The following is a 22,623-nucleotide window of genomic DNA, read 5'->3' as shown; positions in this document are numbered from 1 at the left end:
GAGAAAGTCGAACGACGCAAGACCGCCGCCCCGCGATGCGGAGCGGCGGTCGATTCGCCTGGGCAGCTTTAGCGGGCCGGCGAGGTTCGGAAGGCGGGGCGGAAACCCGTCTTCGCCACCCGCTGCGGGCGATAGACCAGCTGTTCGGCCGGTGCCGGGCGGGTGATGGTCTGCGGCGCGGTCTCGATCGCTGCCGCGACCTCCGGCATGGTGCCTGCCTCCACAGCGGCCCGCTCGCGCTGGTCGAAGAAGGCAGCGCGCTTCAGGCGGTGCTTGAGCGACAGCGAGGCGTTGTCGGGCGTCGGGCCACGGAAGGCGGCCTGCGCGTGACGGCCGTAGCGCGAGATGTCGAAACCCTCGGGCAGCGGCTGCTCGACGAGCGGCTCGGTCGGGGCGGGCGTCGCCGCGATCGGGGCCATGGCGACCGGCGCCGCGACGACCGGCTCGGGAGCGGGGGCCTGCGCCTCCGGCTCATAGACCGGCGTCACATAGTCCTCTTCGTCGCGCTTGCGACGCATCAGGGCGTAACCGCCGCCGGCGAGCAGGATGATGCCGAGGCCGCCGGCACCGGCGATCATCAGCGTATCATCGCTCACGCCCTGCGCGGCGGGATTCGGCGCGGCGGCGGGTTGGGCCTTGGGAGCCGGCTGGGTGACGGGCGCGGGGGCAGGGGCAGGGGCTGCTGCCGTCGTAGCCACCGCTTCCGGAGCGGGCGTCGGAACAGCCGAAGCCGAAGAGGCGGCGGCGGTCGTCTTCGCGCCTTCCTTCGGCGCAGCGTCCGATTTGACGGCAGCACGATGCGTCGCGGCCTTGGGGGCTGCGGTAGAAGCCGTCGGAGTGCTGTCGGCACTGGCATCCTCGACGTGCATCACCGGCTGCGACGAGGTCGCCATCGGCGCGGCCGGGGCCGGGGTAGCGGCAGCCGGCGCGCTCAGCGTCACCGGCGCCGCAGCGTCGGGCGCCGGAGCGGGCGTCACGGTCGGAGCCGGCGGCGGCGTGATGGCGACCGGCGCGGCTGCGCTGGACGCATCGCTGCTCTGCGCGAGCACCGGGGTGGCGGAGAGGGCCAGGACCGCGGCGATCGCGGTGGAGCCCAGGCGGAGCATGGTCTGGTCGTAGCTCATGCACGATCCAACCGTTCGACACCCAAAGAGCTTCCGTTGTTGCGATGAAATGAGGGTTTGGAAAGATAAATTGAAATCGGTCGTTAATAAATGAATTGCCGATTAACGCCCGACTTATGTCAAGTTCATTTTAAGCGATGTGCGTCGTCAAAGGTTGGCCATCGCCTCGACCTTGCGAATGCTCTGTTCCCATAACGCGATATTGTCGGTGGCCTCCTTAACGAAGGCCGATCGGCGAATGCCGCCAACGAACAAGTCTGCCACCAGCTTTCCCGGCTGGCGCAAGGGACGCTCGAACTGGACCAGCAGCACGATCCGGGTCTCATTGGTGTCGTTCCAGACCTCATGGTGATACGTATCGTCGAAGACCAGCGTTTCACCCTCGGCCCATCCCACCGTCTCCGGCCCGACCTTCATCCGCACCGATCCGCTCGTCGGCACCTGCAGGCCGAGATGGCAGGTCATCAGTCCCTTGGTGACGCCGCGATGCTCGGGGATGTGCGTGCCCGGCCGCAGGATCGAGAAGAAGCCGCTGTTCAGCCCCGGCACCTGCGCCAGCACCGCCGCCGTCCTCGGGCAGCGCGCGATATTCTCCTCGATCCGCGCGCCGTATCCGATCAGGAAGAAGCTGCGCCACTTGTCGTCCTCGGCGATGCGGGCGTGATCGGGCGAAACCTTGCGCAGCGCGGGCACGGCCTCCTCGTTCCGTGTGACGGCCAGCGCTTCCTCGCGGATCGCCCGCCAATTGTCGCGCAGCAACTGCGTCCAGGAGAAGAGGGCGGGATCGAGTACCGGGTCGTTCGGCACCCGCGAGGATCGCGCGACGATCGCATCGACCTGCCGACGGATCCGCTTGCCGGCGCGCAGGATGAAGGGCCGCTTCGGCACTGCGAAGGCCGGGGGTATGGAGGTCGCCGTCCGGCGCGCGACCCGGGTCATGTCATTCATGGGTTACCTCCCATTTTCGCGACGCAACGCTCGTATGGATCGCCAGTTCCGTTTCGAATGGCAACTTACAAGAGGTTCATGTTGCTTTTTGCAACGCAACACGCCATAGGACCCGCGCGTCGACGGCTCGCATGGCCGTGGACCGGTGCCGCGTGAAGCGCGCCGCCCGAGAAATGGGCGGATCGAGCAGCCGGTCCCAGCGCGACGCTTTGCCTGAGGGCTACCCCTTTCACGCGGGTCGTCATCGAACCCGCTGCCGCGCCTCCCGTTCGGGGAGCTGCGTGCGGCCATGCATATGGACTACCAACCTTGACCCAATTTTCCGACCTCGGCCTCGCGGCCCCGATCCAGGCCGCGCTCGATTCCGAGGGCTATGTGACGCCGACGCCGATCCAGGCGCAGGCCATTCCGCCGCTGCTCAAGGGCCGCGACCTGCTCGGCATCGCACAGACCGGCACCGGCAAGACCGCGGCCTTCGCGCTGCCGGCGCTCCACCACCTCTCGGCCAATCCGAAGCGCGCGCTGCCGCAGACGTGCCGCATGCTGGTGCTGGCGCCGACTCGCGAGCTCGCCTCGCAGATCGCCGATTCGATGCGCGCCTATGGCAAGAACCTGAAGCTGTCGGTCGCGACGGTGTTCGGCGGCGTGCCCGTCGGCCGTCAGATCCGCCAGATGCAGATCGGCGTCGACATCCTCGTCGCCACGCCGGGCCGCCTGCTCGATCTGATCGACCAGCGCGCGTTGAGCCTGCGCGCAGTCGAGATCTTCGTGCTCGACGAGGCCGACCAGATGCTCGATCTCGGCTTCATCCACGCGCTCAAGCGGATCGTGCCGCTGCTCCCCAAGCAGCGCCAGTCGCTCTTCTTCTCGGCGACCATGCCCAAGACGATCGGCGAGCTCGCCGACAAGTTCCTGACCGATCCGGTGAAGGTCGCGGTGGCGCCCGTCGCCTCGACCGCCGAGCGCGTCGAGCAGTTCCTGACCTACGTCAACCAGGCCGAGAAGCAGGCGCTGCTGACGCTCAAGCTGCGCGAGCTGGAGATCGGCCGCGCGCTCGTCTTCAGCCGCACCAAGCATGGCGCCGACCGCATCGTCCGCCACCTCGGCGCGGCGGGCATCAATGCGTCCGCGATCCACGGCAACAAGAGCCAGCCGCAGCGCGAGAAGGCGCTCGCCGCCTTCCGCGACGGTTCGGCCCCGATCCTGGTCGCCACCGACATCGCCGCGCGCGGCATCGACGTCGACGGCGTCACCCACGTCTTCAACTTCGACATCCCTGACGTGCCCGAACAATATGTCCACCGCATCGGCCGCACCGCGCGCGCCGGCGCCTCAGGCATGGCGATGGCGTTCGTCTCGCCCGAAGAGCGCGGCAACATGAAGGACGTGACCAAGCTCACCCGGGTTCACCCGACCGAGCTGCCGCTGCCCGAGAATTTCGTCGTCGAGCTGAAGCGCCTGCCGCTGCCGAAAATGGGCACCAAGGACGATCGCGAGCGCGATGCGCTGGGCTCGCGCGGCCGCAACGACGGGCGCGGCGGTGGTCGTGGCCGTCCGCAGCACGGCCAGGTCCATCGCGGCGGCACCAACCGCGAGACCTCGCGTGACGCCTCGCCGCGCGGCCCGGTTGCGAACCCCCTCGGCGGGCGCGGCCATCCCGGCCCGCAGCGCTCCAACTGGAGCCCGGTCGAGGCCGGTCGCCCCGATCGTGCCGAGCAGAATGGCAGCGGCGAGCGCCCGCAGCGCTCCGGCCCCGGCGGGAATAGTGGTAACGGGGGCAATGGCCGCCGTCGCGGCGGTCGTGGTCGCGGCGGCAACGGCGGTGGCCAGCCCCGCGCCCAGCAGGGCTGACTTCTCTGGCCCTCTCCCGTGAAAAACGGGAGAGGGCTCAGCCCTTCCGCATCGCCCGGACGCGATGCCAGACGTAGAAGGCGCCGGCGAGCACGATCGCGCCGACCACCACCAGATCGAGCTTGTGCATCACCGCCTTGAGCTGCGGGTCGTTGTTCCACGCCGCGCCCATATGCTTGCCGATCAGCGCCAGCACGTAGCAGAACGGCCAGCTGCCGATGAAGGTGTAGATGTGGAAGCGTAGCTGGTTCATCCGCGCCATGCCGGCGGGGAAGGCGATGAAGCTGCGGATCACCGGCAGCATGCGCCCGATCAGGATCGAGAAATTGCCGAACCGCGCGAAGAAGCGCTCCGCCTTGTCGAGCTCGTCGGCGCCGATCAGCACCCACTTGCCCCATTTCAGGATGAAGGCGCGCCCGCCATATTTGCCGGCATAGTAAGCCGGGATCGATCCGAGGTTGCAGCCGATCGCGCCCGCCGTGGCCACGCCGATCAGGTTGAGCTGGCCGATCGAGACGAGATAGCCCGCGAACGGCATGATGATCTCGGACGGGAGCGGGATGCATGCGCTCTCGATCGCCATCAGCAGCGCAACGCCCCAATAGCCCATCGCGGAAATCACGGAGATGATCCACGTCGCGACGTGGCCGATGATGTCGTGCATAGGGCCGCGATCCTTGGATGGATGCGGCCCGTTTGTCTAGGCTCCGGGCGTCAGGCGGGCGTGCCCCAGCGCGTGCGGTGGGCGTCGACGCCCTTCTCGCGCAGCAACGCGGCCTGCTCGCGCCATTCCTCGTAGGCGATCGTGCCGGATTTCATGCCGAGACGTGTCTCCAACGTGGCTGCGTCGGAATCGGACAGCGCCTCGATCTGGCGATAGCGGTAGATGCCGGCGTCGTTGAGATTGGTCTCGCCGCTCCGCCCGACGCCCCGGATCAGCGCGAGATCATCACGATTTCCGGCAGCGGCGGCACCGATCGCGCCCGCCGTGCCGGGGCCGACGGGATGGCCCGCCACCTGCCGTTCCAGCACGGCGATCCGCTCGCGGGCGGCGGCGAGCTGGCTTTCCGCGCTGCGCCGCTCGGCCAGCTCGGCATCGTAGGCGCGGCGCCATTTGGCGCCGCCGGAGCGGGAGAGCAGGCCGATCAGCCAGCCCAGGATGAGCACGAGGGCGACGATCGCCCACTGGTTCGGGGTGAAGCCCATGGCAGCCTCCTCTTGTTACGGAGGCAGAACCGACGAAGAGGGGGCGACGTTCCCGCCGGATCGTTTGAGACGGCACCGGCCCGCTCCCCGCCCAGCCTCCCGACGTCAGTATGATTGCGTCGGGAGGCTGGGCGGGGGAGCGGGCCGGACCCGCGACAAAGTTACCCCATCTTGCCCGAGGACATGGCGTCGCTGATCGAGCAGGCCGCCGGCCCGAGGATCACGATGAACAGCACCGGCAGGATGAACAGGATCAGCGGCACGGTCATGATCGCGGGGAGGCGCGCGGCCTTTTCCTCGGCGCGCATCATGCGCTCGTTGCGGAACTCGGCCGACAGCACGCGCAGCGCCGAGGCGAGCGGGGTGCCGTATTTCTCCGTCTGGATCATGGTGGTGACGACGCCGCGCACCGAATCCAGCGCCACGCGGGTGGACAGGTTCTCGAAGGCCTGGCGGCGCTCGGTGAGGAAGCCGAGCTCGATCGCGGTCAGCATGAACTCGTCGCCGAGCTCGGGATAGGCCTTGCCCAGCTCCTTCGCGACGCGGCCGAAGGCGGCGTCGACGGTAAGGCCGGCCTCGGCGCAGATGACCAGCAGGTCGAGCGCGTCCGGCAGGCCCTTGCGGATCTCGCTCGATCGCTTGGTGATCTTGTTCTTCAGCCAGATGTCCGGGCCCTTGTAGCTCAGCACCAGCGCGCCGGCGACGAAGCCGTAATGCTTGAGCGGACCCCAGGCCGGGAACCAGCCGAGCAGATACACGCCGATGATCGCGGTGCCGCCGATCACGATCGGCAGCACCATGCGCGCGAAGATCACCGCGACGGCGGCGTCCTTCGAACGGATGCCGGCCTGCAGCAGCTTGATCTGCGCGGCCTTGAGCTGGCTTTCCTGCAGCACCTTCAGCCCGGACAGCGCCGAGCGCATCTTGTCGGTCGCTTCGTTGCGCGCGTTGAGCTTCGCGCGGCGCTTCGAGGTGGAGGCGGTGATGCCGAGCTTCAGCTGCTCGCGGCGCTCATTGAGCGCCTTGACGCGCTTGGCCATCGGATCGCGCACGGTGGTCGCGAGATAGAGCGCGAACAGCACCGCGATGCAGGCCATCGCCGCCATGAAGGTGCCGAGCACCATGGCGTCGATGCCGAGGATGGAGGGGTGGTTTCCCATGTCTCTTGCTCCCGCCTCAGATCTCGAAGTTGACCATCTTGGCCATGATGAAGGCGCCGATGCCCATCCACGTCAGGCCGATGCCGCCGGCGATCATGAGGCGCGTCTCGTGAAAGAAGCCCATCATGTAGTTCGGATTCATAAAATAGACCGTGCCGAACACGAAGAAGGGCAGCGAGCCGACAATATAGGCCGAGGCCTTCGATTCCGACGACATCGCCTTGATCTTCAGCTTCATCTGCGCGCGTTTGCGCAACACGTCGGCCAGGTTGGCGAGCGTCTCGGCGAGGTTGCCGCCGGTCTCGCGCTGGATCTGCAGCGTGATGCAGAAAAACTGGAATTCGGGCGTGCCGAGTCGATCGGCCGTTTCCTGCATCGCCGCTTCCATGGTGCGGCCGATCTTGATGCGGTCGCCGATCAGGCGGAACTCGACGCCGACCGGGCCGGGCACCTCGTGGCCGACGACGCTCAGCGTCTCGGTGATCGGCAGACCCGAGCGCAGGCCGCGCACCAGAAGCTCGATCGCGTCCGGAAACTTGGAGTTGAACTGGGCGACGCGGCGCTTGATCAGCATGCCGATCACCTTGTGCGGCAGGCCCATGCCGACGGCGAGGCCGGCGAACAGGCCGATCGCGATCGGCACATGCTCGATGATCAGCAGCAGCGCCACCACGGCTGCGATGCCGAGGCAGACCATAAAATACTGGCCCATCGTCCAGCTCTTGCCGGTCTGCTGGAGGCGCAGGCGCAGCATGTCGGGCTTGGGCAGGAAGCGGTTGGCGTAACCGTCCATCTTGCTGTCGCGCTGGGTCAGCTGGCGGCGCATCTGCGCCTGCATCGCGGCTTCGGTGCTGAAGCCCGAATGCCGGTTCTTCAGGCCCTCCATACGGCGGGTCTTCGCCTTGGCCGCGTTCGGGCCGGAGAAGGCGAGCAAGATCAGGCCGAGCGAGACGCAGCCGCTGAATGCCATGAGCAATGCCGAAAACATCAGCCGATCGCCTTCCCGTAACCTTGAACCCACCGTAGCCGCCGCCCCATGACGGGGGCGGCGGCCCGGATCATCACTTCGCCTTGCGCTTGGGCAGCAGCGACTTGAAGTCGCCGAGCTTGTCCATCAGCGACTTGCCCTCGCCGCCGGCATCTTTGCCCTCGCCGGCCTCGGCCGCGCGGCTGATGCTGCGCGCGAGCTCGACCAGCGGAGCGCCGGTCTTGTTCGATTTGGCGACCTCGGCGAGCGGCTTGCCCAGCTTGGCAGCCTGGGTGAACAGCTTCGCGTCGTAGGGGATCGCCAGATCGACCTTGCGCTCGATCGAATCCTCGAACTCCTTGCGGCTGATCTCGCCTGCGCTGGCGACGACGCGGTTGGCGACGACCGTCACCTGCGCGCCTGGCGTGTTGGCCTTCAGCCAGCTCAGCATGCGGATCGTGTCGCGCGCGGCGGCCAGCGTCAGCTCGGTGACCAGCACCACCGACTGGGTGTCGTGCAGCAGGTGGGGATGCTGGATCAGCATGTGGCGCGGCAGATCGAGGACGGTCGATTCGAACGCGGCCTTCAGTTCCTCCTGGAGCTGGTAGAAGGCCGATCCGTCGGTCAGCAGCGGCTGGTTCAGCGGCGCCTCGGCGGAGAGCACCGAGAGCTTCTCGGTGGCCTTCACCATCGCGCGCTCGATAAACAGGCCGTCGATGCGGCTCGGATTCTCGATCGCATCGGTCAGGCCGCGGCCCGGCTCGACGTCGAACGCCAGCGCGCCGGTGCCGAAGTGGATGTCGAGATCGAGCAGCGCGGTCGAGCGCCCTTCATTCTCGCCCATCAGCCAGCCGAGCGACGACGCGACCGTCGAGGCGCCGACGCCGCCGCGCACGCCGATCACCGCCGCCACCAGGTGCGGGCGGTCGGCGACATGCTCGGGAGTGCGCGGGCCGGACAGGGTCAGCTGCGCGTGCGCGAAGGCCTCGCGCGCCTGATCCGGGCTGAACGGCTTCAGCAGATAGTCCTGGATGCCGCTCGCGACGAGATCGCGATACAGACGCACGTCATTGACCTGGCCGGAGGCGATCACCACCGTGCCCGGCTCGCAGACCTCGGCCAGCGCGTTGATGTCGTTGAGCGGATCGCCGCTCTCCGACATGTCGACGAACAGGATCATCGGCGAGGCGGAAACGGCGAGCGTCTGCACCGCATTGCGCAGGCCGCCCTTGTGCACCTTCTCCGGTGGCCAGCCCATCTCGATGGCCACGGGGCGCAGCGCGTCGGCGGTCTGGTCGTCGCACACGAACGCCGCGAACGGATCGCGCAGCGCCGCGGAACGGGGATGGAACGGGGCGTTCATGATCAATTGCCTCCCGACGACTTGCTGCTGACTTCCTTCAGGCCGCCGGCGCCAGTGGTCGCGGCGTCGCGATAGGCCTTGATCGCCTTCACGCTGAGATTGGCGTCGGCCGCGCGATCGTAGGAGTGACCCTCGACCAGATCCTGCGGATTGGCGATCATCGCCGCCAGGTTTGTGGCGGTGGCGCAGCCGTAGTTGGAGGCCGTCGAGCCCGCGACGTCGGCGAAGTTGCCGCGGCGGTAATCCGGGCAGCCCTCGACATGCGCGACCGCGCGGCTGACCACGACGCGGATCGTGCCCGGGGCCGGGTGGCCGACCGTCACAGGCGCGCCCTCGTGGCTGACGAGCATGCCGTAGCGGGCGACGACGCCGCCCACCGTGTCCTGCGCGGCACCGCCGCGCCAGCCCGACGGATCGTCGAGCGTGATGGTGTCGCCATAGCCGAGGCCGAGGCCGTCGAACCAGCCGGCGAGGCGATCGATCTCGCCCGGCGCCAGGCCCGACGGGGTCGCGGCGACGTCGAGTACGTAATCGGTGCGGTTGACGATCGGCTGGTGGACCGAGTCCACGCTGCGGTTGACCGGCCCTTCGGCATGGGCCGCGCCCGCGCCGACGAGGAGAGCGACAGCCGCCGTCGCGGCGCGGAGCTTGGAGATGCTGTGTGCCATGAGCGTTGTCCTCAGTTGCCGGAGAAGCCGGGGCCGACCGCCGGCTGGGTGACGGGCGGCGTCGCGACGGGCTTGGCGCGTTTCTTGGCAGGCGTGCTGTCGCTATGCTGATCGAGCAGGACTTCCTGCGCGTCGGTGCCCATGCGGTAGCCGTCGGTCGGCAGCGCGATCTTGCTGTCGCTGACCGGCTTCACCAGGTACGGCGTGACCACGATGACGAGCTCGCTCTCGGAGCGCTTCCAGCCGTTCGAGCGGAAGAGCTGGCCGAGGATCGGTAGGTCGCCCAGGAACGGCGCCTTGTTCACCGAGTTCGACGTGTTGTTGTTGAGCAGGCCGCCGATCACGAAGCTCTGGCCGGAGCCGAGTTCCACCGTCGTCTCCGCGCGCCGGGTGGTGAGGCCCGGGATCTGGTAGCCCTGGATGCTGACCGTGGACGAGGTCAGCTGCGACACTTCCGGGCGGACTCGCAGCGAGATGCGGCCGTCGCCCAGCACCGTCGGGGTGAAGGCGAGGCTGACGCCGTACTGCTTGTATTCAATGGTGGTCACGCCCTGGAACTGCGGAACCGGGATCGGGATCTCGCCGCCCGCCAGGAAGCTGGCGGTTTCGCCCGAGAGCGCCGTCAGCGTCGGCTGGGCGAGCGTGGTCGCATAGCCGTCGGTCTCGGCGAGATCGAGCGCGGTCAGGATGTCGAGGCCGAGCATGTGGCCCATGAAGCCGAAGCGGGTCGTGCCCGAAGCGGCCGCCGCAAGATTGTAGAGCGTGTCGCCGATGTGCGCGCCGTTGCTGTCGACCGGGCCACCGGGGGTGGGCGTTCCGGGCACGGTCGAGATCGTGCCCGCATTGCCCTGCGAGGCGCCGAACAGGAAGCCGCTGCCCGACGTGTCGCGTGTCAGGATGTTGAACCCGATATTCTTCGACAGGTCGCGGTTCACCTCGGAGAAGCGGACCTTCAGCATCACCTGCAGCGGCGTCGCCGTCTTCAGGCGGCTGACCACCTGTATGTCCTTGCCGACGAAGGCCTGGACGAGGCGGCTGGCCTCCTCGATGTCGTCGGGCGCCTGCACCGTGCCGGTGAGTACCACCACGCCGTTCATCGGCGTCGCGACGATCTGCGCCTCGGGCATGGCGACCTTCAGCATCTGCTGGACGTTGCCGATGTTGGTGCCGACGCGGATGGTCGCGGCGAACACCACCGCGCCGTCCTTGGACGTCGCCGAGAGGGTCGTCTCGCCGGCGCCCTTGCCGAACACATAGAGGCGGGTGGGCGAGCGGACCTGGACATCGGCGATGTTGGGATCAGCCACGAACAGGTCGCTCATCGGGCGGGGCAGCATGATCAGCTGGCCGCGGCCGGTGGAGAGCGTGATCACCTGGCCGGTGAGCGGCGCGGCGACCGGGGCCGAGACCCTGGTAAGCCGGGCGCGCTTCGGGGCCGGGTGCCACTTGGCGGAGGCCGGAACCGCGGGGATCGCGGCGAGGCCCAGGGCCAGGACGGCAGCCAGCGCGGAGCCGGCCGCGCCATGGCGCGTGATCTTCAGCATCGACATTTTCACTTACCCCCCACGGGCGTGTCGGTGACGGCGTTGCCGCGAGCGACATGGATGACCGGCGGAGCTGCCGGAGCGAGCATCGCAGCCGGGGCCGAACGGCCGCCGTTCTGCGCGAACATGTTGCCGCCACGGCCCGCACCACGGGCGAAGCGCGAGACCTCGGCGCCGGTGGTGAAGGTGGTCGACGAGTCCTGCGGCTCGCTGGCGACATCGAGCACCATCTTCTTCTCGGCCTTGGGATCGGTGCCGGCCGGCACGTTGATGTCGCCGGCGGCGATCGCCTTCTCGAGATCGGTGGTGGTATCGGCGAGCGGGCGCAGCGAGAGCGAAAGCGAGCCGAGCTTCTGCGCGACCGCGATCTTCTCCGCCATCTTCGGCGTCGTCTCGAGCGTCACCAGCGAGAAGTTCGACACCTGCGTCTTGCCTTCGGGCGTCGGCTGATTGTCGTAGCGCTGGTCGGTGGCGAGCACGCGGACGTTGCGCATGATCGTCTCGGAGGTCTGCAGCGGGCGATCGTCCTTCACCTGGACCTGAATCGGCGAGCTCGCGGCGGTCGAGGCGGTGGCGTTGACGTTCACGTCGGTGGTCAGCACCAGGTCGACGCGGTCGCCCGGGAAGACGAAGCCGGCGACGCCCGAGGCGCCACCCACCGAGACGGTGACGGCGCGCATGCCCGGCGTCAGGGCGGCGGCGAGGAAGCCGCGATCCTGCGGGGAGACGAGCGAGCCCTGGGTGACCGGCTGGCCGGCGGTGACTTCGGAGCGGACGACGGTGCCGATCAGCTTCTCGGGATCGGCGCCCTCATTGCCCTTCACGTAATAGGCGCCGTCGACCAGATCCTTCGGCCAGGGCTGGAAGCGCACCGAGTCCGGCCCCAGGATGGTGCCGACCGGCAGCGGCTTGGTCGCGACGAGGACCTGCGGCCCGGTGGGCTGCGGCGCCATGGCGGCGACGGCCTGCGGAGCAGCGGCCGTGCCGAACATGTTCTTCGCCATGATGGCTGTCACTGCGGCGACGAACAACGCGCCCACCAGCAATGCGATCTTCTTTCCGTCCATGACGTTTTCCGCCCCCTGCAGGCCTAGGTTCAGTTGCGATTGAGCTTCATCGCGCGAATTGGTTAAAATACGGTTCGGCGAGCACTGGAATGGTCGCGAGCGCTATTGCGACCCCGTAAGGAATTTCTAGCGGGGTCTCGATTCGGCGCAGCCTGTGTCGCGCGAGCATTGCGACGGTGAGGATTCCGCCGCCGATCGACATCCATACGATCATCTTCATGAAATCGAGCGGGGCGAGCCACAGGCCCAGCGCCGCGATCAGCTTGACGTCGCCGCCACCCATCGCGCCGATCGCGAAGGCACCCGCGAAGATCAGCAGGGCGACGCCTGCTACTGCGAGCTGGATCGCGATGCCCGGCCACGGCGCCACCCCGCAGGCCCACCACCAGAGCGGCGCGACTAGCGCGATGCCGGCGTTGAGTGGATTCGGGATGATCCGCGCGCGGATATCCGTCCACGTGGCGTAGATCAACGCGGCGATCAGGCCGCTGGTCAGGAGTCCGGTGAGCGCGGTGTGCATGACCGCTCCTACTAGACGGCACCGCTTGCCAAACCGTAACCAGCGGAAAAATGACCGCTACCCTTTCATCCGAATCGGAATTCGATCGTCGTGCCTATCCGGATGGGCTGGATTTCGGCGTCTGGCGCGCGGCGGACGGCTGGCCGCACCGCGCCTATCGCTGGCCGGCGGAGCGGGTGAGGCGGGGCAGCTTGCTGTTTCAGTCGGGTCGGGCCGATTATATCGAGAAATATCTGGAAGCCTGCGATCACTGGCACGGCCTCGGCTGGGATATCGAGGGGTTCGACTGGCGAGGGCAGGGCGGATCGCGTGCCTTCACCGGCACGCTCGATCCCGACGACCGGCTGAGCTTCGATCCGCTGATCGACGATCTCGCCGATTTCGTGGCCGACTGGAAGGCGCGGACGCCGGGCCCGCACGTGCTGGTCGCGCATTCGATGGGCGGCCATGTCGCGCTGCGCGCCTGCGCCGAGAGGGGGCTGACCGTCGACGCGCTGGTATTGGTCGCGCCGATGCTGGCGCTCAACACCGGGTACATCCCGCGGATCGTGGCGAGCGCGGTGGTCGGCAGCGCGAAGCTGGCGCGGCTCGGCCACCGCGCGATCTTCCGCGACAATTATTCCAATCCGCGCCGATATCTGCGGCTTACCGCCAGCAAGCCGCGCTACGAGGATTCGCAATATTGGAAGCGGGCCATCCCCGGCATCGCGATGGGCCCGCCGACCTGGAACTGGATCGGCGCGGCGCTGGCCGGCGACCGTCGCATCGCCGGCAAGGGCGAGCTGGAGGGGGTGCGCACGCCGGTGCTGCTGCTCGCCGCCGGGCTCGACAAGCTGGTCCGCGACGAGGCGATCGCAGCTGCGGCGAAGCGATTGCCGGACGCAGAGCTGAAGCTCTTCCCCACCGGCCGCCACGAACTGCTGCGCGAGGCCGACGAGAATCGCCTGCCGGCATTGGCCGCGATCGACGATTTTCTGGATCGGCGGGCGCCAGAAGCATGAAAGAATGAACACCCCGTTCGCCCTGAGGAGGGCCGGAGCGGAGCGCAGCGTGGTCGAAGGCCCGTCTCGAAGGGCATGCGCAATGTGCTTCGAGACGCCGCTTCGACAGGCTCAGCGGCTCCTCAGCATGAACGGCGTCCTCGGTCGATTCGGGCCGATCAGCGAAACTTCAGCGCCTCATTACTCGCCAGCTGGTCGACCCGCTCATTCTCGTCATGCCCGGCATGGCCCTTCACCCATTTCCACTCGACCCGGTGCGGGGCGGCGGCGGCGAGCAACTCCTGCCAGAGATCGGCATTCTTGACCGGCTTTTTGTCGGCGGTCTTCCAGCCGTTCTTGCGCCAGCCATGAATCCACTTGGTCAGGCCGTCCATCACATAGCGGCTGTCGGTGGTGAGCAGCACCCGGCAGGGGCGCTTCAGCGCCTGCAGCCCACGGATCGCGGCGGTCAGCTCCATGCGGTTGTTGGTGGTGAGCGCTTCGCCTCCGGAGAGCTCCTTCTCGGTCTCGCCCGTGCGCAGCAGCGCGCCCCAGCCGCCGGGGCCGGGATTGCCCTTGCACGAGCCGTCGGTGAAGATGGAAACCAGCGGCAGTTCGTCGGTCACGCGGAAAAGCACTCCGGATGCTGGGCGTAGAAATCGAGCCGGCGCAGGAAGGCAAGCGGGTCCTTGCGAGTGACGAGTGCATCGGCCGGCGTGTTGAGCCAGTCCCACGTACGCGTCAGCGTGAAGCGGAGAGCCGATCCGCGCGCCAGCACGGGGAGAGCGGCACGCTCGGCGTCGGTGAGCGGATGCGCCGCCTGATAGCCTTCGAGCAGCGCCTTTCCGACGCCCACATCGAAATCGCGTCCATCGGACGAAAAGGCCCAGGCGCTGTGCGTCACCGCCACATCCCAGGCCCGGATCTCCGAGCAGGCGAAATAGAAATCGATCATGCCCGTCACCCGATCGCCGAGCATCAGCACATTGTCGGGAAAGAGATCGGCATGGATGACCGAATGCGGCAGGTCGGCGGGCCAACGCGCATCGAGCCAGGCGAGTTCGTCGGCGATGCGCTTCGAGAAGTCGGGTGCGATCTCGTCCACGGCCGTGCCGCAGCGCCCCGCCAGGTCATGCCAGCCGGCGAGGCCGAGCGTGTTGGGCCGCTCCGGTGCGAAATCGGCGAGCGCGCCGTGCATCCGCCCGAGCGCTTCACCCGTTGCCCGGGCTTGTGCGGGCGTGGGATGGGAGAGCGACACCCCCTCCAGAAATTCGATCAGGCAGGCGGGACGTCCCGCGATCGTCTGGATCTGGACGCCATCCTTGTCCTTGAGTGCCCTCGGCACCGGCAGGCCGCGATCGGCGAGATGATCGAGGAGCGCGAGGAAGAAGGGCAGGTCGCCCGCATCCACACGCTTCTCGTAGAGCGTCAGGATGAAGCGCGCGCCCTCGGCCTCGACCAGATAATTGCTGTTCTCGACGCCCTCGGCGATGCCCTTGAACGATCGCAGCGCGCCGACGCCATATCGCGCCAGCAGTTCGGCCATCTCCTCGGCCGGAACATGGGTGTAGACCGCCACTCGCTTCCCCCGCGTGTGCCGCCGCTCAGGCGGCGAGCCCGCGCGGCAGCTTGAAGATCATGCGCTCGATCGTGTGTTCCACCTCGAGCTCGCGGACCGCATAGCGGGTGGCGAGGCGATCGACCACCTCGCGCACCAGCACTTCCGGCGCGGAGGCGCCGGCTGTGATGCCGAGCGTGCGGACGCCCTTCAGCCAGTCGAAATCGATGCACTCGCCGCGCTGGACCAGCATCGCCCGCGCGCCCTCGCGCTCGGCCACTTCGACGAGGCGCAGCGAGTTGGAGGAGTTGGGCGCGCCGATCACCAGCATGGCATCGCACCGGTGGGCGATCGTCTTCACCGCCGCCTGCCGGTTCGAGGTGGCGTAGCAGATATCCTCGCCCCGCGGCCCCTGGATCATCGGGAAGCGTCGCTTGAGCGCCTCGACGATCGCGGCGGTGTCGTCCACCGAGAGCGTGGTCTGCGTGAGGAAGGCGAGGTTGGCGGGATCGGCCACCTCCAGCGCGGCGACGTCCGCCTCGGTCTCCACCAGCGTCATCGCGCCGTCGGGCAACTGCCCCAGCGTCCCGATCACCTCGGGGTGGCCTTCGTGGCCGATGAAGAGGATGTGGCGGCCTTGTTCGGACAGCCGCTCGGCCTGGCGATGGACCTTGGAGACGAGCGGGCAGGTCGCATCCAGCCAGGTCAGGCCGCGCTCGGACGCCTTGAACGGCACGATCTTGGGCACGCCGTGCGCGGAGAAGACCACCGGCGCATCGTCCGGCACCTCGTCCAGCTCCTCGACGAAGATCGCGCCCTTCTCGCGCAGTTCGTCCACGACATATTTGTTGTGGACGATCTCGTGCCGCACATAGACCGGCGCGCCGTATTTCTCGATCGCCAGCTCGACGATGCGGATCGCCCGGTCCACGCCGGCGCAGAAGCCGCGCGGGGCGGCGATCAGCAGGTCGAGCGGGGGAAGCCCGCCGGCGACGGGTTCGAGAGCAGCGGTGTCGGCCTGGATCATCTCGGGGAAGCCCTTACGCGATTGCTTGCCTGCACGGAAGGCGCTTCCTATGATCCGCGCCCGACCGTTCCCCATTCAGGACATGCCCTCTTGTCGATGACCAAGCGCCTGCCGCTCGCCCTCCTGCTCGCTCCCTTGGTCCTCGCAGGCTGCGCCAAGGATAATGACATCACCGCGATCGGCGGCTCGATCGGCCAGGAGGTGAAGCGCACCAGCTGCCCGGCCGTCGGCGTTCCGGCCTATGCCGGCGACGTGACGCTCTTCAATCCGGCGCAGAGCCGGGATGCGAGCGCGATCGATGTCGTGGCCGTCCTCACCGACGTGCACGGCCAGTGCGACGACAGCGAGGACAACGGCAAGAAGCCGAACAGGGACGAGGCGGCCGAATCGCCCAACCTCAACAGCAATGTGACCTTCAAGGTCGAGGCGCGGCGCAGCGATCCGCATGGGAGCCGCGACGTGGTGCTGCCCTATTTCGCGGTGGTGATGCACGGCGGCACCGAGGTCGCGTCGAAGTCGATCAGTCGAATCTCTGTCCACTTCGACGACGGCCAGCTGCTCGCCACCGCCAACGGCCAGGCGAGCGCCACCGTCAATCGCGCCGAGGCAACCCTGCCGGAGAACATCCGCAACAAATTGATCCGCAAGCGCAACGCCGACGATGCCGATGCCACCGTCGATCCGATGACCGATCCGACGGTGCGCGCGGCGATGGCCAAGGCGAGCTTCGAGCTGCTGGTCGGCTTCCAGCTGACCCAGGAGCAGCTGGCCTACAACGCGACGAAGTGATCTGAGCGTCATTCAAGCGCACCGTTCGTCCTGAACGTAGTCGAAGGACGGGCGGCAGGCGCTGCGTTTGCAGCCCGCACTTCGACTACGCTCAGTGCGAACGGGATTTTTCCGAGTGCGGCGGGACTCGCATTGACTCGCGCTCCCGCATCCCCCACTCCGAACCCGTCTCCGGCGGGCAACCGCCGGCTGTACACGCGGGAGAGCGTGGCGGACTTCGGGCCGTCGCCGCCGAAGGAGCAACCGCCCCGGAATCTCTCAGGCCTCGGGACCGCGCGGGCAGATCAGGGCACTCTGGAAAGCGGGCGAAGGGTCGTGAATCGGCCGGTCGCCCCACCGAAGGGGTAAGCGCCCTCGCAAGAGCGCGCGAAAGCTCTCAGGTTCCGTGACAGAGGGGGCGAGGATGACAGGGCGAATCCGCCCGCGTCGCCTCGTCTTACCGGCACGGAGGCCCTGATGACCGATACCGCCACAGAAGACTTCGTGGAGACCGTCGAGGCGCTGCCGCTCGACGCCTGGCACCGCGCGAAGGGCGGCCGCATGGTCGAGTTTGCCGGCTACCACATGCCGATCCAGTATGAAGGCATCATGGCCGAACATCTCTGGACGCGCGAGCATGCCGGGCTGTTCGACGTTTCCCACATGGGCCAGCTGGTCTTCACCGGCGAGGAAGTCGCCGAAGCGCTCGAAATGCTGCTTCCCGCCGACATCAAGGGGCTGGGCGAGGGACGCCAGCGTTACTCGCTGCTGCTGGCCGACAATGGCGGCATCCTAGACGATCTCATGGTCACGCGGCTGCCGGCGGCCTCGCCGTTCGACGCCGAGGGTGGCTATTACATGGTCGTCAACGGCGCGACCAAGTGGGACGACATCGCGCATCTGCGCGAACATCTCGACGATGACATCACACTCTCGCACCTCTACGAGCAGGCGCTGCTGGCGCTGCAGGGGCCGGAGGCGGTGACGGCGCTGGCACGTCTCGCGCCGGGCGTCGAGGCGCTGACCTTCATGACCGCGGGCGCCTTCACCATCGCCGGCATCGACTGCTGGGTCAGCCGCTCGGGTTATACCGGCGAGGACGGGTTCGAGATTTCAGTGCCCGCCGAGGATGCCGAAAAGCTCGCCGATGCGCTCTGCGCCGAGTCGGAGGTGAAGCCGATCGGCCTCGGCGCGCGCGATTCGCTGCGGCTGGAGGCGGGGCTGCCGCTCTACGGCCACGATCTCGATCCGGAGACCACGCCCGTCGCCGCCGCTCTCGGCTTCGCGCTCTCCAAGCGCCGCCGCGAGGAAGGCGGCTTCCCCGGCCACGACCGTATCATGCTGGAGCGTGAGAACGGCCCGATCCTCAAGCGCGTGATGCTGGTGGTCGAGGGCCGCCAGCCGGTGCGCGAAGGCGCCGCCGTGCTCGATGGCGAGGGCAGCGAGGTTGGTCGCGTCACCTCGGGCGGGTATTCGCCGTCGCTCGGCAAGGCGATCGCGATGGCCTACGTGCCCGCCGCCTCCGCCGCGCCCGGCGCGAGCATCACGCTCAACCAGCGCGGCAAGATCTTCACCGGCATCGTCACCCCGATGCCGCTCGTCCCCCACCGCTATCACCGCAAGGGAGCCTGACCATGGGAACCGTCTATTTCTCCAAGGATCATGAGTGGATCAGCGTCGAGGGCACTGCCGCGACGGTCGGCATCACCGATTATGCGCAGGCCCAGCTCGGCGACATCGTCTTCGCCGAGGTGCCCGCCGCCGGCACGAAAGTCGAGAAGGGCAAGGAAGCCGCCGTCGTGGAGTCGGTGAAGGCCGCGTCGGACGTCTACGCGCCGGTCTCGGGCGAAGTGACCGAGGGCAATGCCGCGCTCACCGACGATCCCTCGCTGGTCAACACCGCGCCGGAGGGCGACGGCTGGTTCTTCAAGCTGACGCTGTCCGATCCGTCCGAGCTCGACGGGCTGATGGACGAGGCCGCGTACAAGGCGTTCGTGGATAGCATTTGATCAAGTGGACCCGTTCGCACTGAGCGAAGTCGAAGTGTGGGCCTCACACGCTGCGCTTGCAGCCTGTCCTTCGACTTCGCTCAGGACGAACGGAGGGAGATAAGATCGTGGCAGTCAATTCCGCTTCACGCTGGTCGCCCGGCGATTACGCCAAGAACGCAGCCTTCGTGCCCGCGATGGGCGCACCGGTCGTAGAACTGCTCGCCCCTCAACCTGGGGAGCGCATCCTCGATGTCGGCTGCGGCGACGGGGTGCTGACCGAGAAGCTGGTCGCGGCCGGCGCCCGCGTGTTCGGCGTCGATGCCTCGCCCGAGATGATCGAGGCGGCCAAGGCGCGCGGGCTGGATGTCGCCGTGGCGGACGGGCAGGCGCTCGATCTGCCGGCGGAGTACGACGCTGCTTTTTCCAACGCTGCGCTCCACTGGATGCTCGACAAGCACGGCGTCGCGCGCGGTGTGTTCGCGGCGCTCAAGCCCGGCGGCCGCTTCGTCGGCGAGATGGGCGGCGAGGGCAATGTCGCGACGATCTGGGCGGCGGTGCGCGAGGAGCTGGCCGAGCGCGGACATCCGGTGCGCCCGCAGGACACGCACTGGTATCCGTCCGTCGAGGATTTCACCGCCACCTACGCCGCCGCCGGCTTCACTGACATCGAGGCGCGGCTGATCCCGCGCCCGACGCCGTTGCCCACCGGCGTCGCCGGCTGGGTCCGCACCTTCCGCTCCGGCCTGATGGATGCCGACGGCATTCCCGAGGAGGAGCAGGCCGTGATCGGCGAAGCGGTCGAGCGCCGCACCGAAGCCGCGCTCCGCCAGCCCGACGGCGGCTGGCTCGCCGATTATGTCCGCCTCCGCTTTTCCATGAGGAAGCCCGCCTGATGCGCTATCTGCCCCTCCAACCCGAAGACCGGCAGGCGATGCTGGGCGTCATCGGCGCCAAGTCGATCGACGACCTGTTCGTCGACGTGCCCGGCGCCGCCCGCCTGTCCGGCACCGTGCCCGGCCTGCCGATGCATGCCACCGAGCTGCAGGTCGAGCGCCAGCTTGGGCGCCTCGCACGGATGAACCAGGCGGCGGGCGACGGCCCCTTCTTCCTCGGTGCGGGTGCCTACAAGCACCACGTTCCCGCCAGCGTCGATCATATCATCCAGCGCGGCGAGTTCCTGACCAGCTACACGCCCTACCAGCCCGAGATCGCGCAAGGCACGCTGCAGGCGCTGTTCGAGTTCCAGACGCAGGTCGCGCGGCTGTATGGTTGCGAGGTGGCGAACGCCTCGATGTACGACGGATCGACCGCCTGTTGGGAGGCGATCGTGATGGCGCGGCGGATCACGCGGCGCGGCAAGGCGATCCTCTCGGGCGGGCTGCACCCGCATTACGTCTCGGTCTGCGAGACGATGGCGAAGTTCACCGGCGACGTGCTGGAGACGGCGCTGCCGAAGCTCGACGGCACTGCGGAGATGGAGATGGCGCGCCTGATCGCCGCCGTCGACACGGAGACCAGCTGCGTCGTGGTGCAGAATCCCGGCATCCTCGGCCGCGTCGCCGATCTCTCCGAGCTGGCCGAGGCCTGCCACGCCAAGGGTGCGCTGCTGATCGCGGTGGTCACCGAGCCGGTGTCGCTCGGCCTGATCAGGTCGCCCGGCGAGATGGGCGCGGACATCGTGGTGGGCGAGGGTCAGTCGATCGGCGTCGGCCTGCAGTTCGGCGGGCCGTACGTGGGCCTGTTCGCGTGTGCCGAAAAGCATGTCCGCCAGATGCCCGGCCGCCTCGCCGGCGAGACGGTGGATGCGGACGGGAAGCGCGGCTTCGTGCTGACACTCTCGACCCGCGAGCAGCATATCCGCCGCGAGAAGGCGACGTCGAACATCTGCACCAATTCCGGCCTCTGTGCGCTGGCCTTCACCGTGCACATGACGCTGCTGGGTGAGAAGGGGCTGCGCGATCTCGCGGCGCTCAATCATGCGCTGGCGGTGCAGGCGGCGGATCGTCTGGCGCGGGTGCCGGGCGTCAAGGTGATGGACGGCGCCTTCTTCAACGAGTTCACGCTGACGCTCCCCAAGCCCTCGCGGCCGGTGGTGCGCGAGATGGCGCGCAACGGCGTGCTGGGCGGAGTGTCGCTCGGCCGGCTCTATCCGGATGGGGATGGGCGTGAGAACGGATTGCTGGTCGCCGTCACCGAGACGACCACCGGCGAGGATGTCGAAGCGCTGTGCGGCGCTCTTGAGGAGGCGCTGGCATGAGCGCGATCAACCAGTCGGGCTGGCGCCCCGAAATGAGCGCGGGCGGCGAGAGCGACGCGCCCGCCACCTACACCGGCAACAGGGCGCTGATGCTGGAGGAGCCTTTGCTCTTCGAGATCGGCGATTTGGATCGCACCGGCGTCGATCTGCCCGAGCGGCCGAAGGTGGCGTCGCGCCTCGCGGGTCTCGAGCGCAACAGGCCGATCGGCCTGCCCGGCCTTTCCGAGCCCGAGGCGGTGCGGCACTATACCCGCCTCAGCCGGCAGAATTATGCGATCGACCTCGGCCTGTTCCCGCTCGGGTCGTGCACGATGAAGCACAATCCTCGCCTCAACGAGAAGATGGCGCGGTTGCCCGGCTTCGCGGATCTCCACCCGCTCACCCCGGTCGACGGCACGCAGGGCGCGCTGGCCGTCATTCATCTCGTCGCCGAGTGGCTGAAGGCGCTCACCAACATGCCCGGCATCGCGATGAGCCCCAAGGCGGGCGCGCATGGCGAGCTGTGCGGCCTGCTGGCGATCCGCGCCGCGCACGAGGCGAAGGGAGACGCGCGCAAGATCATCCTCGTCCCCGAAAGCGCGCACGGCACCAACCCCGCCACCGCCGCCTTCGCGGGCTATCAGGTGAAGGGCATCCCGGCGACCGTGGACGGCCGGGTCGATCTCGATGCGCTCAAGGCCGCGCTGTCGCCCGAGGTCGCGGGCGTGATGATCACCAACCCCAACACCTGCGGCCTGTTCGAGCGCGACATGATCGCGATTGGCGAGGCGGTGCACGCCATCGGCGGCTACGTCTATTGCGACGGCGCCAACTTCAACGCGATCGTCGGCCGGGTGCGGCCGGGCGACCTCGGCGTCGATGCGATGCACATCAACCTGCACAAGACCTTCTCGACGCCCCATGGCGGCGGCGGGCCGGGCTCGGGGCCGGTGGTGTTCTCCGAGGCTTTGGCGCCGTTCGCGCCACTGCCGTTCGTCGAGAAGCACGATGACCGCTACGTCCTCGTCGAGGAGGAGACGGTCGCCGAGGAAGGCCACAGCAAGGCGTTCGGCCGCATGGTCGCCTTCCACGGCCAGATGGGCATGTTCACCCGCGCGGCGGCCTATATGCTGTCCCACGGTGCGGACGGGCTGAAGCAGGTGTCCGAGGACGCGGTGCTCTCCGCCAACTACATCCTGCGCTCACTGGAAGGCGTGATGGACGCACCATTCGCGCCGTCCGGCCCGTGCATGCACGAGGCGATCTTCTCGGATAAGAACTTCGCGGAAGGCTTCTCGACGCTGGACGTCGCCAAGGGGCTGATCGACGAGGGCTTCCACCCGATGACGGTCTATTTCCCGCTGGTCGTCCACGGCGCGATGCTGGTCGAGCCGACCGAGACCGAGAGCAAGGCGGCGCTCGATCAGTTTATCGGCGCGCTGCGCAGCGTGGCGGAGCGGGCCAAAGCGGGCGACACGGCGCTGAAGGCCGCCCCCATATACGCACCGCGCCGCCGCCTCGACGAGACGGCGGCCGCGCGCAAGCCCGTTCTGGTGTGGAAGGAGCCTGTTCAGGCCGAAGCGGCCGAATAGACCGCCTCAGGGAAATCGCCGGGCGGTCACGGGGCCGCCCGGCTCCTCTCCAA

General features: G+C 68.1%; 22 protein-coding genes and 2 riboswitches. Of the genes, 8 read left to right on the top strand and 14 right to left on the bottom strand.

Features of this window, described 5'->3' with window-relative positions; translation table 11 throughout:
• Positions 1–68: 68 nt before the first annotated feature.
• Both HZF05_RS13240 and HZF05_RS13235 read right to left on the bottom strand, forming a co-directional pair.
• Positions 69–1,124, bottom strand: coding sequence for a hypothetical protein (locus HZF05_RS13240; protein WP_160362702.1), 1,056 nt, complete (start codon positions 1,122–1,124; stop codon positions 69–71).
• A 147-nt stretch (positions 1,125–1,271) separates the two neighbouring features.
• Positions 1,272–2,072, bottom strand: coding sequence for an aspartyl/asparaginyl beta-hydroxylase domain-containing protein (locus HZF05_RS13235; protein WP_246331994.1), 801 nt, complete (start codon positions 2,070–2,072; stop codon positions 1,272–1,274).
• 309 nt (positions 2,073–2,381) lie between these two features.
• Here HZF05_RS13235 and HZF05_RS13230 point away from each other — a divergent pair, with 309 nt between their 5' ends.
• A complete protein-coding gene (locus HZF05_RS13230) occupies positions 2,382–3,923 on the top strand; it encodes a DEAD/DEAH box helicase (protein WP_160362701.1) in 1,542 nt (513 codons plus the stop codon).
• 37 nt (positions 3,924–3,960) lie between these two features.
• Here the strand turns inward: HZF05_RS13230 and HZF05_RS13225 are convergent, their stop codons facing one another.
• The 9 genes from HZF05_RS13225 to HZF05_RS13185 all read right to left on the bottom strand — a co-directional run bounded on the left by HZF05_RS13225 (position 3,961) and on the right by HZF05_RS13185 (position 12,418).
• Positions 3,961–4,587, bottom strand: coding sequence for a DedA family protein (locus HZF05_RS13225; protein WP_160362700.1), 627 nt, complete (start codon positions 4,585–4,587; stop codon positions 3,961–3,963).
• Positions 4,588–4,637: 50 nt separating this feature from the next.
• Positions 4,638–5,129 (bottom strand): hypothetical protein, encoded by a 492-nt coding sequence (locus HZF05_RS13220; protein ID WP_160362699.1) that lies wholly within the window; start codon positions 5,127–5,129, stop codon positions 4,638–4,640.
• Positions 5,130–5,290: 161 nt separating this feature from the next.
• Positions 5,291–6,289: a type II secretion system F family protein gene (locus HZF05_RS13215; protein ID WP_160362698.1), complete on the bottom strand. Its 999-nt coding sequence runs from the start codon at positions 6,287–6,289 to the stop codon at positions 5,291–5,293.
• A 16-nt stretch (positions 6,290–6,305) separates the two neighbouring features.
• Positions 6,306–7,277: a type II secretion system F family protein gene (locus HZF05_RS13210; RefSeq protein WP_160362697.1), complete on the bottom strand. Its 972-nt coding sequence runs from the start codon at positions 7,275–7,277 to the stop codon at positions 6,306–6,308.
• Positions 7,278–7,350: 73 nt separating this feature from the next.
• Positions 7,351–8,619 (bottom strand): CpaE/TadZ family protein, encoded by a 1,269-nt coding sequence (locus tag HZF05_RS13205; RefSeq protein ID WP_160362696.1) that lies wholly within the window; start codon positions 8,617–8,619, stop codon positions 7,351–7,353.
• Between the two features lie 2 nt (positions 8,620–8,621).
• Positions 8,622–9,287 carry a CpaD family pilus assembly lipoprotein gene (locus HZF05_RS13200; RefSeq protein WP_160362695.1) on the bottom strand — a complete coding sequence of 222 codons (666 nt, stop codon included), beginning with the start codon at positions 9,285–9,287 and terminating at the stop codon, positions 8,622–8,624.
• Positions 9,288–9,298: 11 nt separating this feature from the next.
• Positions 9,299–10,837: a type II and III secretion system protein family protein gene (locus tag HZF05_RS13195; protein ID WP_160362694.1), complete on the bottom strand. Its 1,539-nt coding sequence runs from the start codon at positions 10,835–10,837 to the stop codon at positions 9,299–9,301.
• Between the two features lie 2 nt (positions 10,838–10,839).
• A complete protein-coding gene (gene cpaB, locus HZF05_RS13190; RefSeq protein WP_160362693.1) occupies positions 10,840–11,898 on the bottom strand; it encodes a Flp pilus assembly protein CpaB in 1,059 nt (352 codons plus the stop codon).
• 46 nt (positions 11,899–11,944) lie between these two features.
• The gene (locus tag HZF05_RS13185; RefSeq protein ID WP_160362692.1) at positions 11,945–12,418 is read right to left on the bottom strand and encodes an A24 family peptidase; all 474 of its coding nucleotides are present in this window, start codon (positions 12,416–12,418) and stop codon (positions 11,945–11,947) included.
• A gap of 50 nt (positions 12,419–12,468) precedes the next feature.
• Between HZF05_RS13185 and HZF05_RS13180 the strand changes: the two genes are divergently transcribed.
• On the top strand, positions 12,469–13,419 hold the full coding sequence (locus tag HZF05_RS13180) for an alpha/beta fold hydrolase (RefSeq protein ID WP_160362691.1): 951 nt from the start codon (positions 12,469–12,471) through the stop codon (positions 13,417–13,419).
• Positions 13,420–13,577: 158 nt separating this feature from the next.
• Here the strand turns inward: HZF05_RS13180 and rnhA are convergent, their stop codons facing one another.
• Genes rnhA through ispH form a run of 3 tightly spaced genes read right to left on the bottom strand, consistent with a single transcriptional unit; the run spans position 13,578 to position 15,983 of the window.
• On the bottom strand, positions 13,578–14,024 hold the full coding sequence (rnhA, locus tag HZF05_RS13175; RefSeq protein ID WP_160362690.1) for a ribonuclease HI: 447 nt from the start codon (positions 14,022–14,024) through the stop codon (positions 13,578–13,580).
• Complete coding sequence (gene thrB / locus HZF05_RS13170; protein ID WP_160362689.1) at positions 14,021–14,977, bottom strand: homoserine kinase; 957 nt, start codon at positions 14,975–14,977, stop codon at positions 14,021–14,023. The genes rnhA and thrB overlap by 4 nt, the downstream gene beginning before the upstream one ends.
• Positions 14,978–15,002: 25 nt before the next feature.
• Positions 15,003–15,983, bottom strand: a complete 981-nt coding sequence (gene ispH, locus HZF05_RS13165; protein WP_160362688.1) for a 4-hydroxy-3-methylbut-2-enyl diphosphate reductase — start codon at positions 15,981–15,983, stop codon at positions 15,003–15,005.
• Between the two features lie 96 nt (positions 15,984–16,079).
• Here ispH and HZF05_RS13160 point away from each other — a divergent pair, with 96 nt between their 5' ends.
• The 6 genes from HZF05_RS13160 to gcvPB all read left to right on the top strand — a co-directional run bounded on the left by HZF05_RS13160 (position 16,080) and on the right by gcvPB (position 22,570).
• Positions 16,080–16,772 carry an efflux RND transporter permease subunit gene (locus HZF05_RS13160; RefSeq protein ID WP_181638868.1) on the top strand — a complete coding sequence of 231 codons (693 nt, stop codon included), beginning with the start codon at positions 16,080–16,082 and terminating at the stop codon, positions 16,770–16,772.
• A 188-nt stretch (positions 16,773–16,960) separates the two neighbouring features.
• Positions 16,961–17,056, top strand: a riboswitch (glycine riboswitch).
• Positions 17,057–17,174, top strand: a riboswitch (glycine riboswitch). It abuts the riboswitch before it with no gap.
• A 54-nt stretch (positions 17,175–17,228) separates the two neighbouring features.
• Positions 17,229–18,383, top strand: a complete 1,155-nt coding sequence (gcvT, locus tag HZF05_RS13155) for a glycine cleavage system aminomethyltransferase GcvT (protein WP_160362686.1) — start codon at positions 17,229–17,231, stop codon at positions 18,381–18,383.
• Between the two features lie 2 nt (positions 18,384–18,385).
• Positions 18,386–18,760, top strand: a complete 375-nt coding sequence (gene gcvH / locus HZF05_RS13150) for a glycine cleavage system protein GcvH (RefSeq protein WP_160362685.1) — start codon at positions 18,386–18,388, stop codon at positions 18,758–18,760.
• A gap of 107 nt (positions 18,761–18,867) precedes the next feature.
• Positions 18,868–19,635 carry a methyltransferase domain-containing protein gene (locus HZF05_RS13145; RefSeq protein ID WP_181638867.1) on the top strand — a complete coding sequence of 256 codons (768 nt, stop codon included), beginning with the start codon at positions 18,868–18,870 and terminating at the stop codon, positions 19,633–19,635.
• Entirely contained in the window at positions 19,635–20,999 is a 1,365-nt protein-coding gene (gcvPA, locus tag HZF05_RS13140; protein WP_160362684.1) for an aminomethyl-transferring glycine dehydrogenase subunit GcvPA, read from the top strand. The genes HZF05_RS13145 and gcvPA overlap by 1 nt, the downstream gene beginning before the upstream one ends.
• Positions 20,996–22,570, top strand: coding sequence for an aminomethyl-transferring glycine dehydrogenase subunit GcvPB (gcvPB, locus tag HZF05_RS13135; RefSeq protein WP_160362683.1), 1,575 nt, complete (start codon positions 20,996–20,998; stop codon positions 22,568–22,570). The genes gcvPA and gcvPB overlap by 4 nt, the downstream gene beginning before the upstream one ends.
• The last annotated feature ends 53 nt before the right edge of the window (positions 22,571–22,623 follow it).

The sequence above is a fragment of the Sphingomonas chungangi genome (assembly GCF_013778325.1).
Classification (GTDB): Bacteria; Pseudomonadota; Alphaproteobacteria; order Sphingomonadales; family Sphingomonadaceae; genus Solisphingomonas; species Solisphingomonas chungangi.
The sequence above is the reverse complement of the archived record's forward strand: the minus strand, read 5'-3'. Positions and strand labels throughout refer to the sequence as shown.

Bases quoted from the DNA above. Each gene is read 5' to 3' on its own strand.
- HZF05_RS13240 (WP_160362702.1), bottom strand. From the start codon at position 1,124: ATGAGCTACGACCAGACCATGCTCCGCCTGGGCTCCACCGCGATCGCC.
- HZF05_RS13235 (WP_246331994.1), bottom strand. From the start codon at position 2,072: ATGAATGACATGACCCGGGTCGCGCGCCGGACGGCGACCTCCATACCC.
- HZF05_RS13225 (WP_160362700.1), bottom strand. From the start codon at position 4,587: ATGCACGACATCATCGGCCACGTCGCGACGTGGATCATCTCCGTGATT.
- HZF05_RS13220 (WP_160362699.1), bottom strand. From the start codon at position 5,129: ATGGGCTTCACCCCGAACCAGTGGGCGATCGTCGCCCTCGTGCTCATC.
- HZF05_RS13215 (WP_160362698.1), bottom strand. From the start codon at position 6,289: ATGGGAAACCACCCCTCCATCCTCGGCATCGACGCCATGGTGCTCGGC.
- HZF05_RS13210 (WP_160362697.1), bottom strand. From the start codon at position 7,277: ATGTTTTCGGCATTGCTCATGGCATTCAGCGGCTGCGTCTCGCTCGGC.
- HZF05_RS13205 (WP_160362696.1), bottom strand. From the start codon at position 8,619: ATGAACGCCCCGTTCCATCCCCGTTCCGCGGCGCTGCGCGATCCGTTC.
- HZF05_RS13200 (WP_160362695.1), bottom strand. From the start codon at position 9,287: ATGGCACACAGCATCTCCAAGCTCCGCGCCGCGACGGCGGCTGTCGCT.
- HZF05_RS13195 (WP_160362694.1), bottom strand. From the start codon at position 10,837: ATGTCGATGCTGAAGATCACGCGCCATGGCGCGGCCGGCTCCGCGCTG.
- cpaB (WP_160362693.1), bottom strand. From the start codon at position 11,898: ATGGACGGAAAGAAGATCGCATTGCTGGTGGGCGCGTTGTTCGTCGCC.
- HZF05_RS13185 (WP_160362692.1), bottom strand. From the start codon at position 12,418: ATGCACACCGCGCTCACCGGACTCCTGACCAGCGGCCTGATCGCCGCG.
- HZF05_RS13180 (WP_160362691.1), top strand. From the start codon at position 12,469: ATGACCGCTACCCTTTCATCCGAATCGGAATTCGATCGTCGTGCCTAT.
- ispH (WP_160362688.1), bottom strand. From the start codon at position 15,983: ATGATCCAGGCCGACACCGCTGCTCTCGAACCCGTCGCCGGCGGGCTT.
- HZF05_RS13160 (WP_181638868.1), top strand. From the start codon at position 16,080: ATGACCAAGCGCCTGCCGCTCGCCCTCCTGCTCGCTCCCTTGGTCCTC.
- gcvT (WP_160362686.1), top strand. From the start codon at position 17,229: ATGACCGATACCGCCACAGAAGACTTCGTGGAGACCGTCGAGGCGCTG.
- gcvH (WP_160362685.1), top strand. From the start codon at position 18,386: ATGGGAACCGTCTATTTCTCCAAGGATCATGAGTGGATCAGCGTCGAG.
- gcvPA (WP_160362684.1), top strand. From the start codon at position 19,635: ATGCGCTATCTGCCCCTCCAACCCGAAGACCGGCAGGCGATGCTGGGC.
- gcvPB (WP_160362683.1), top strand. From the start codon at position 20,996: ATGAGCGCGATCAACCAGTCGGGCTGGCGCCCCGAAATGAGCGCGGGC.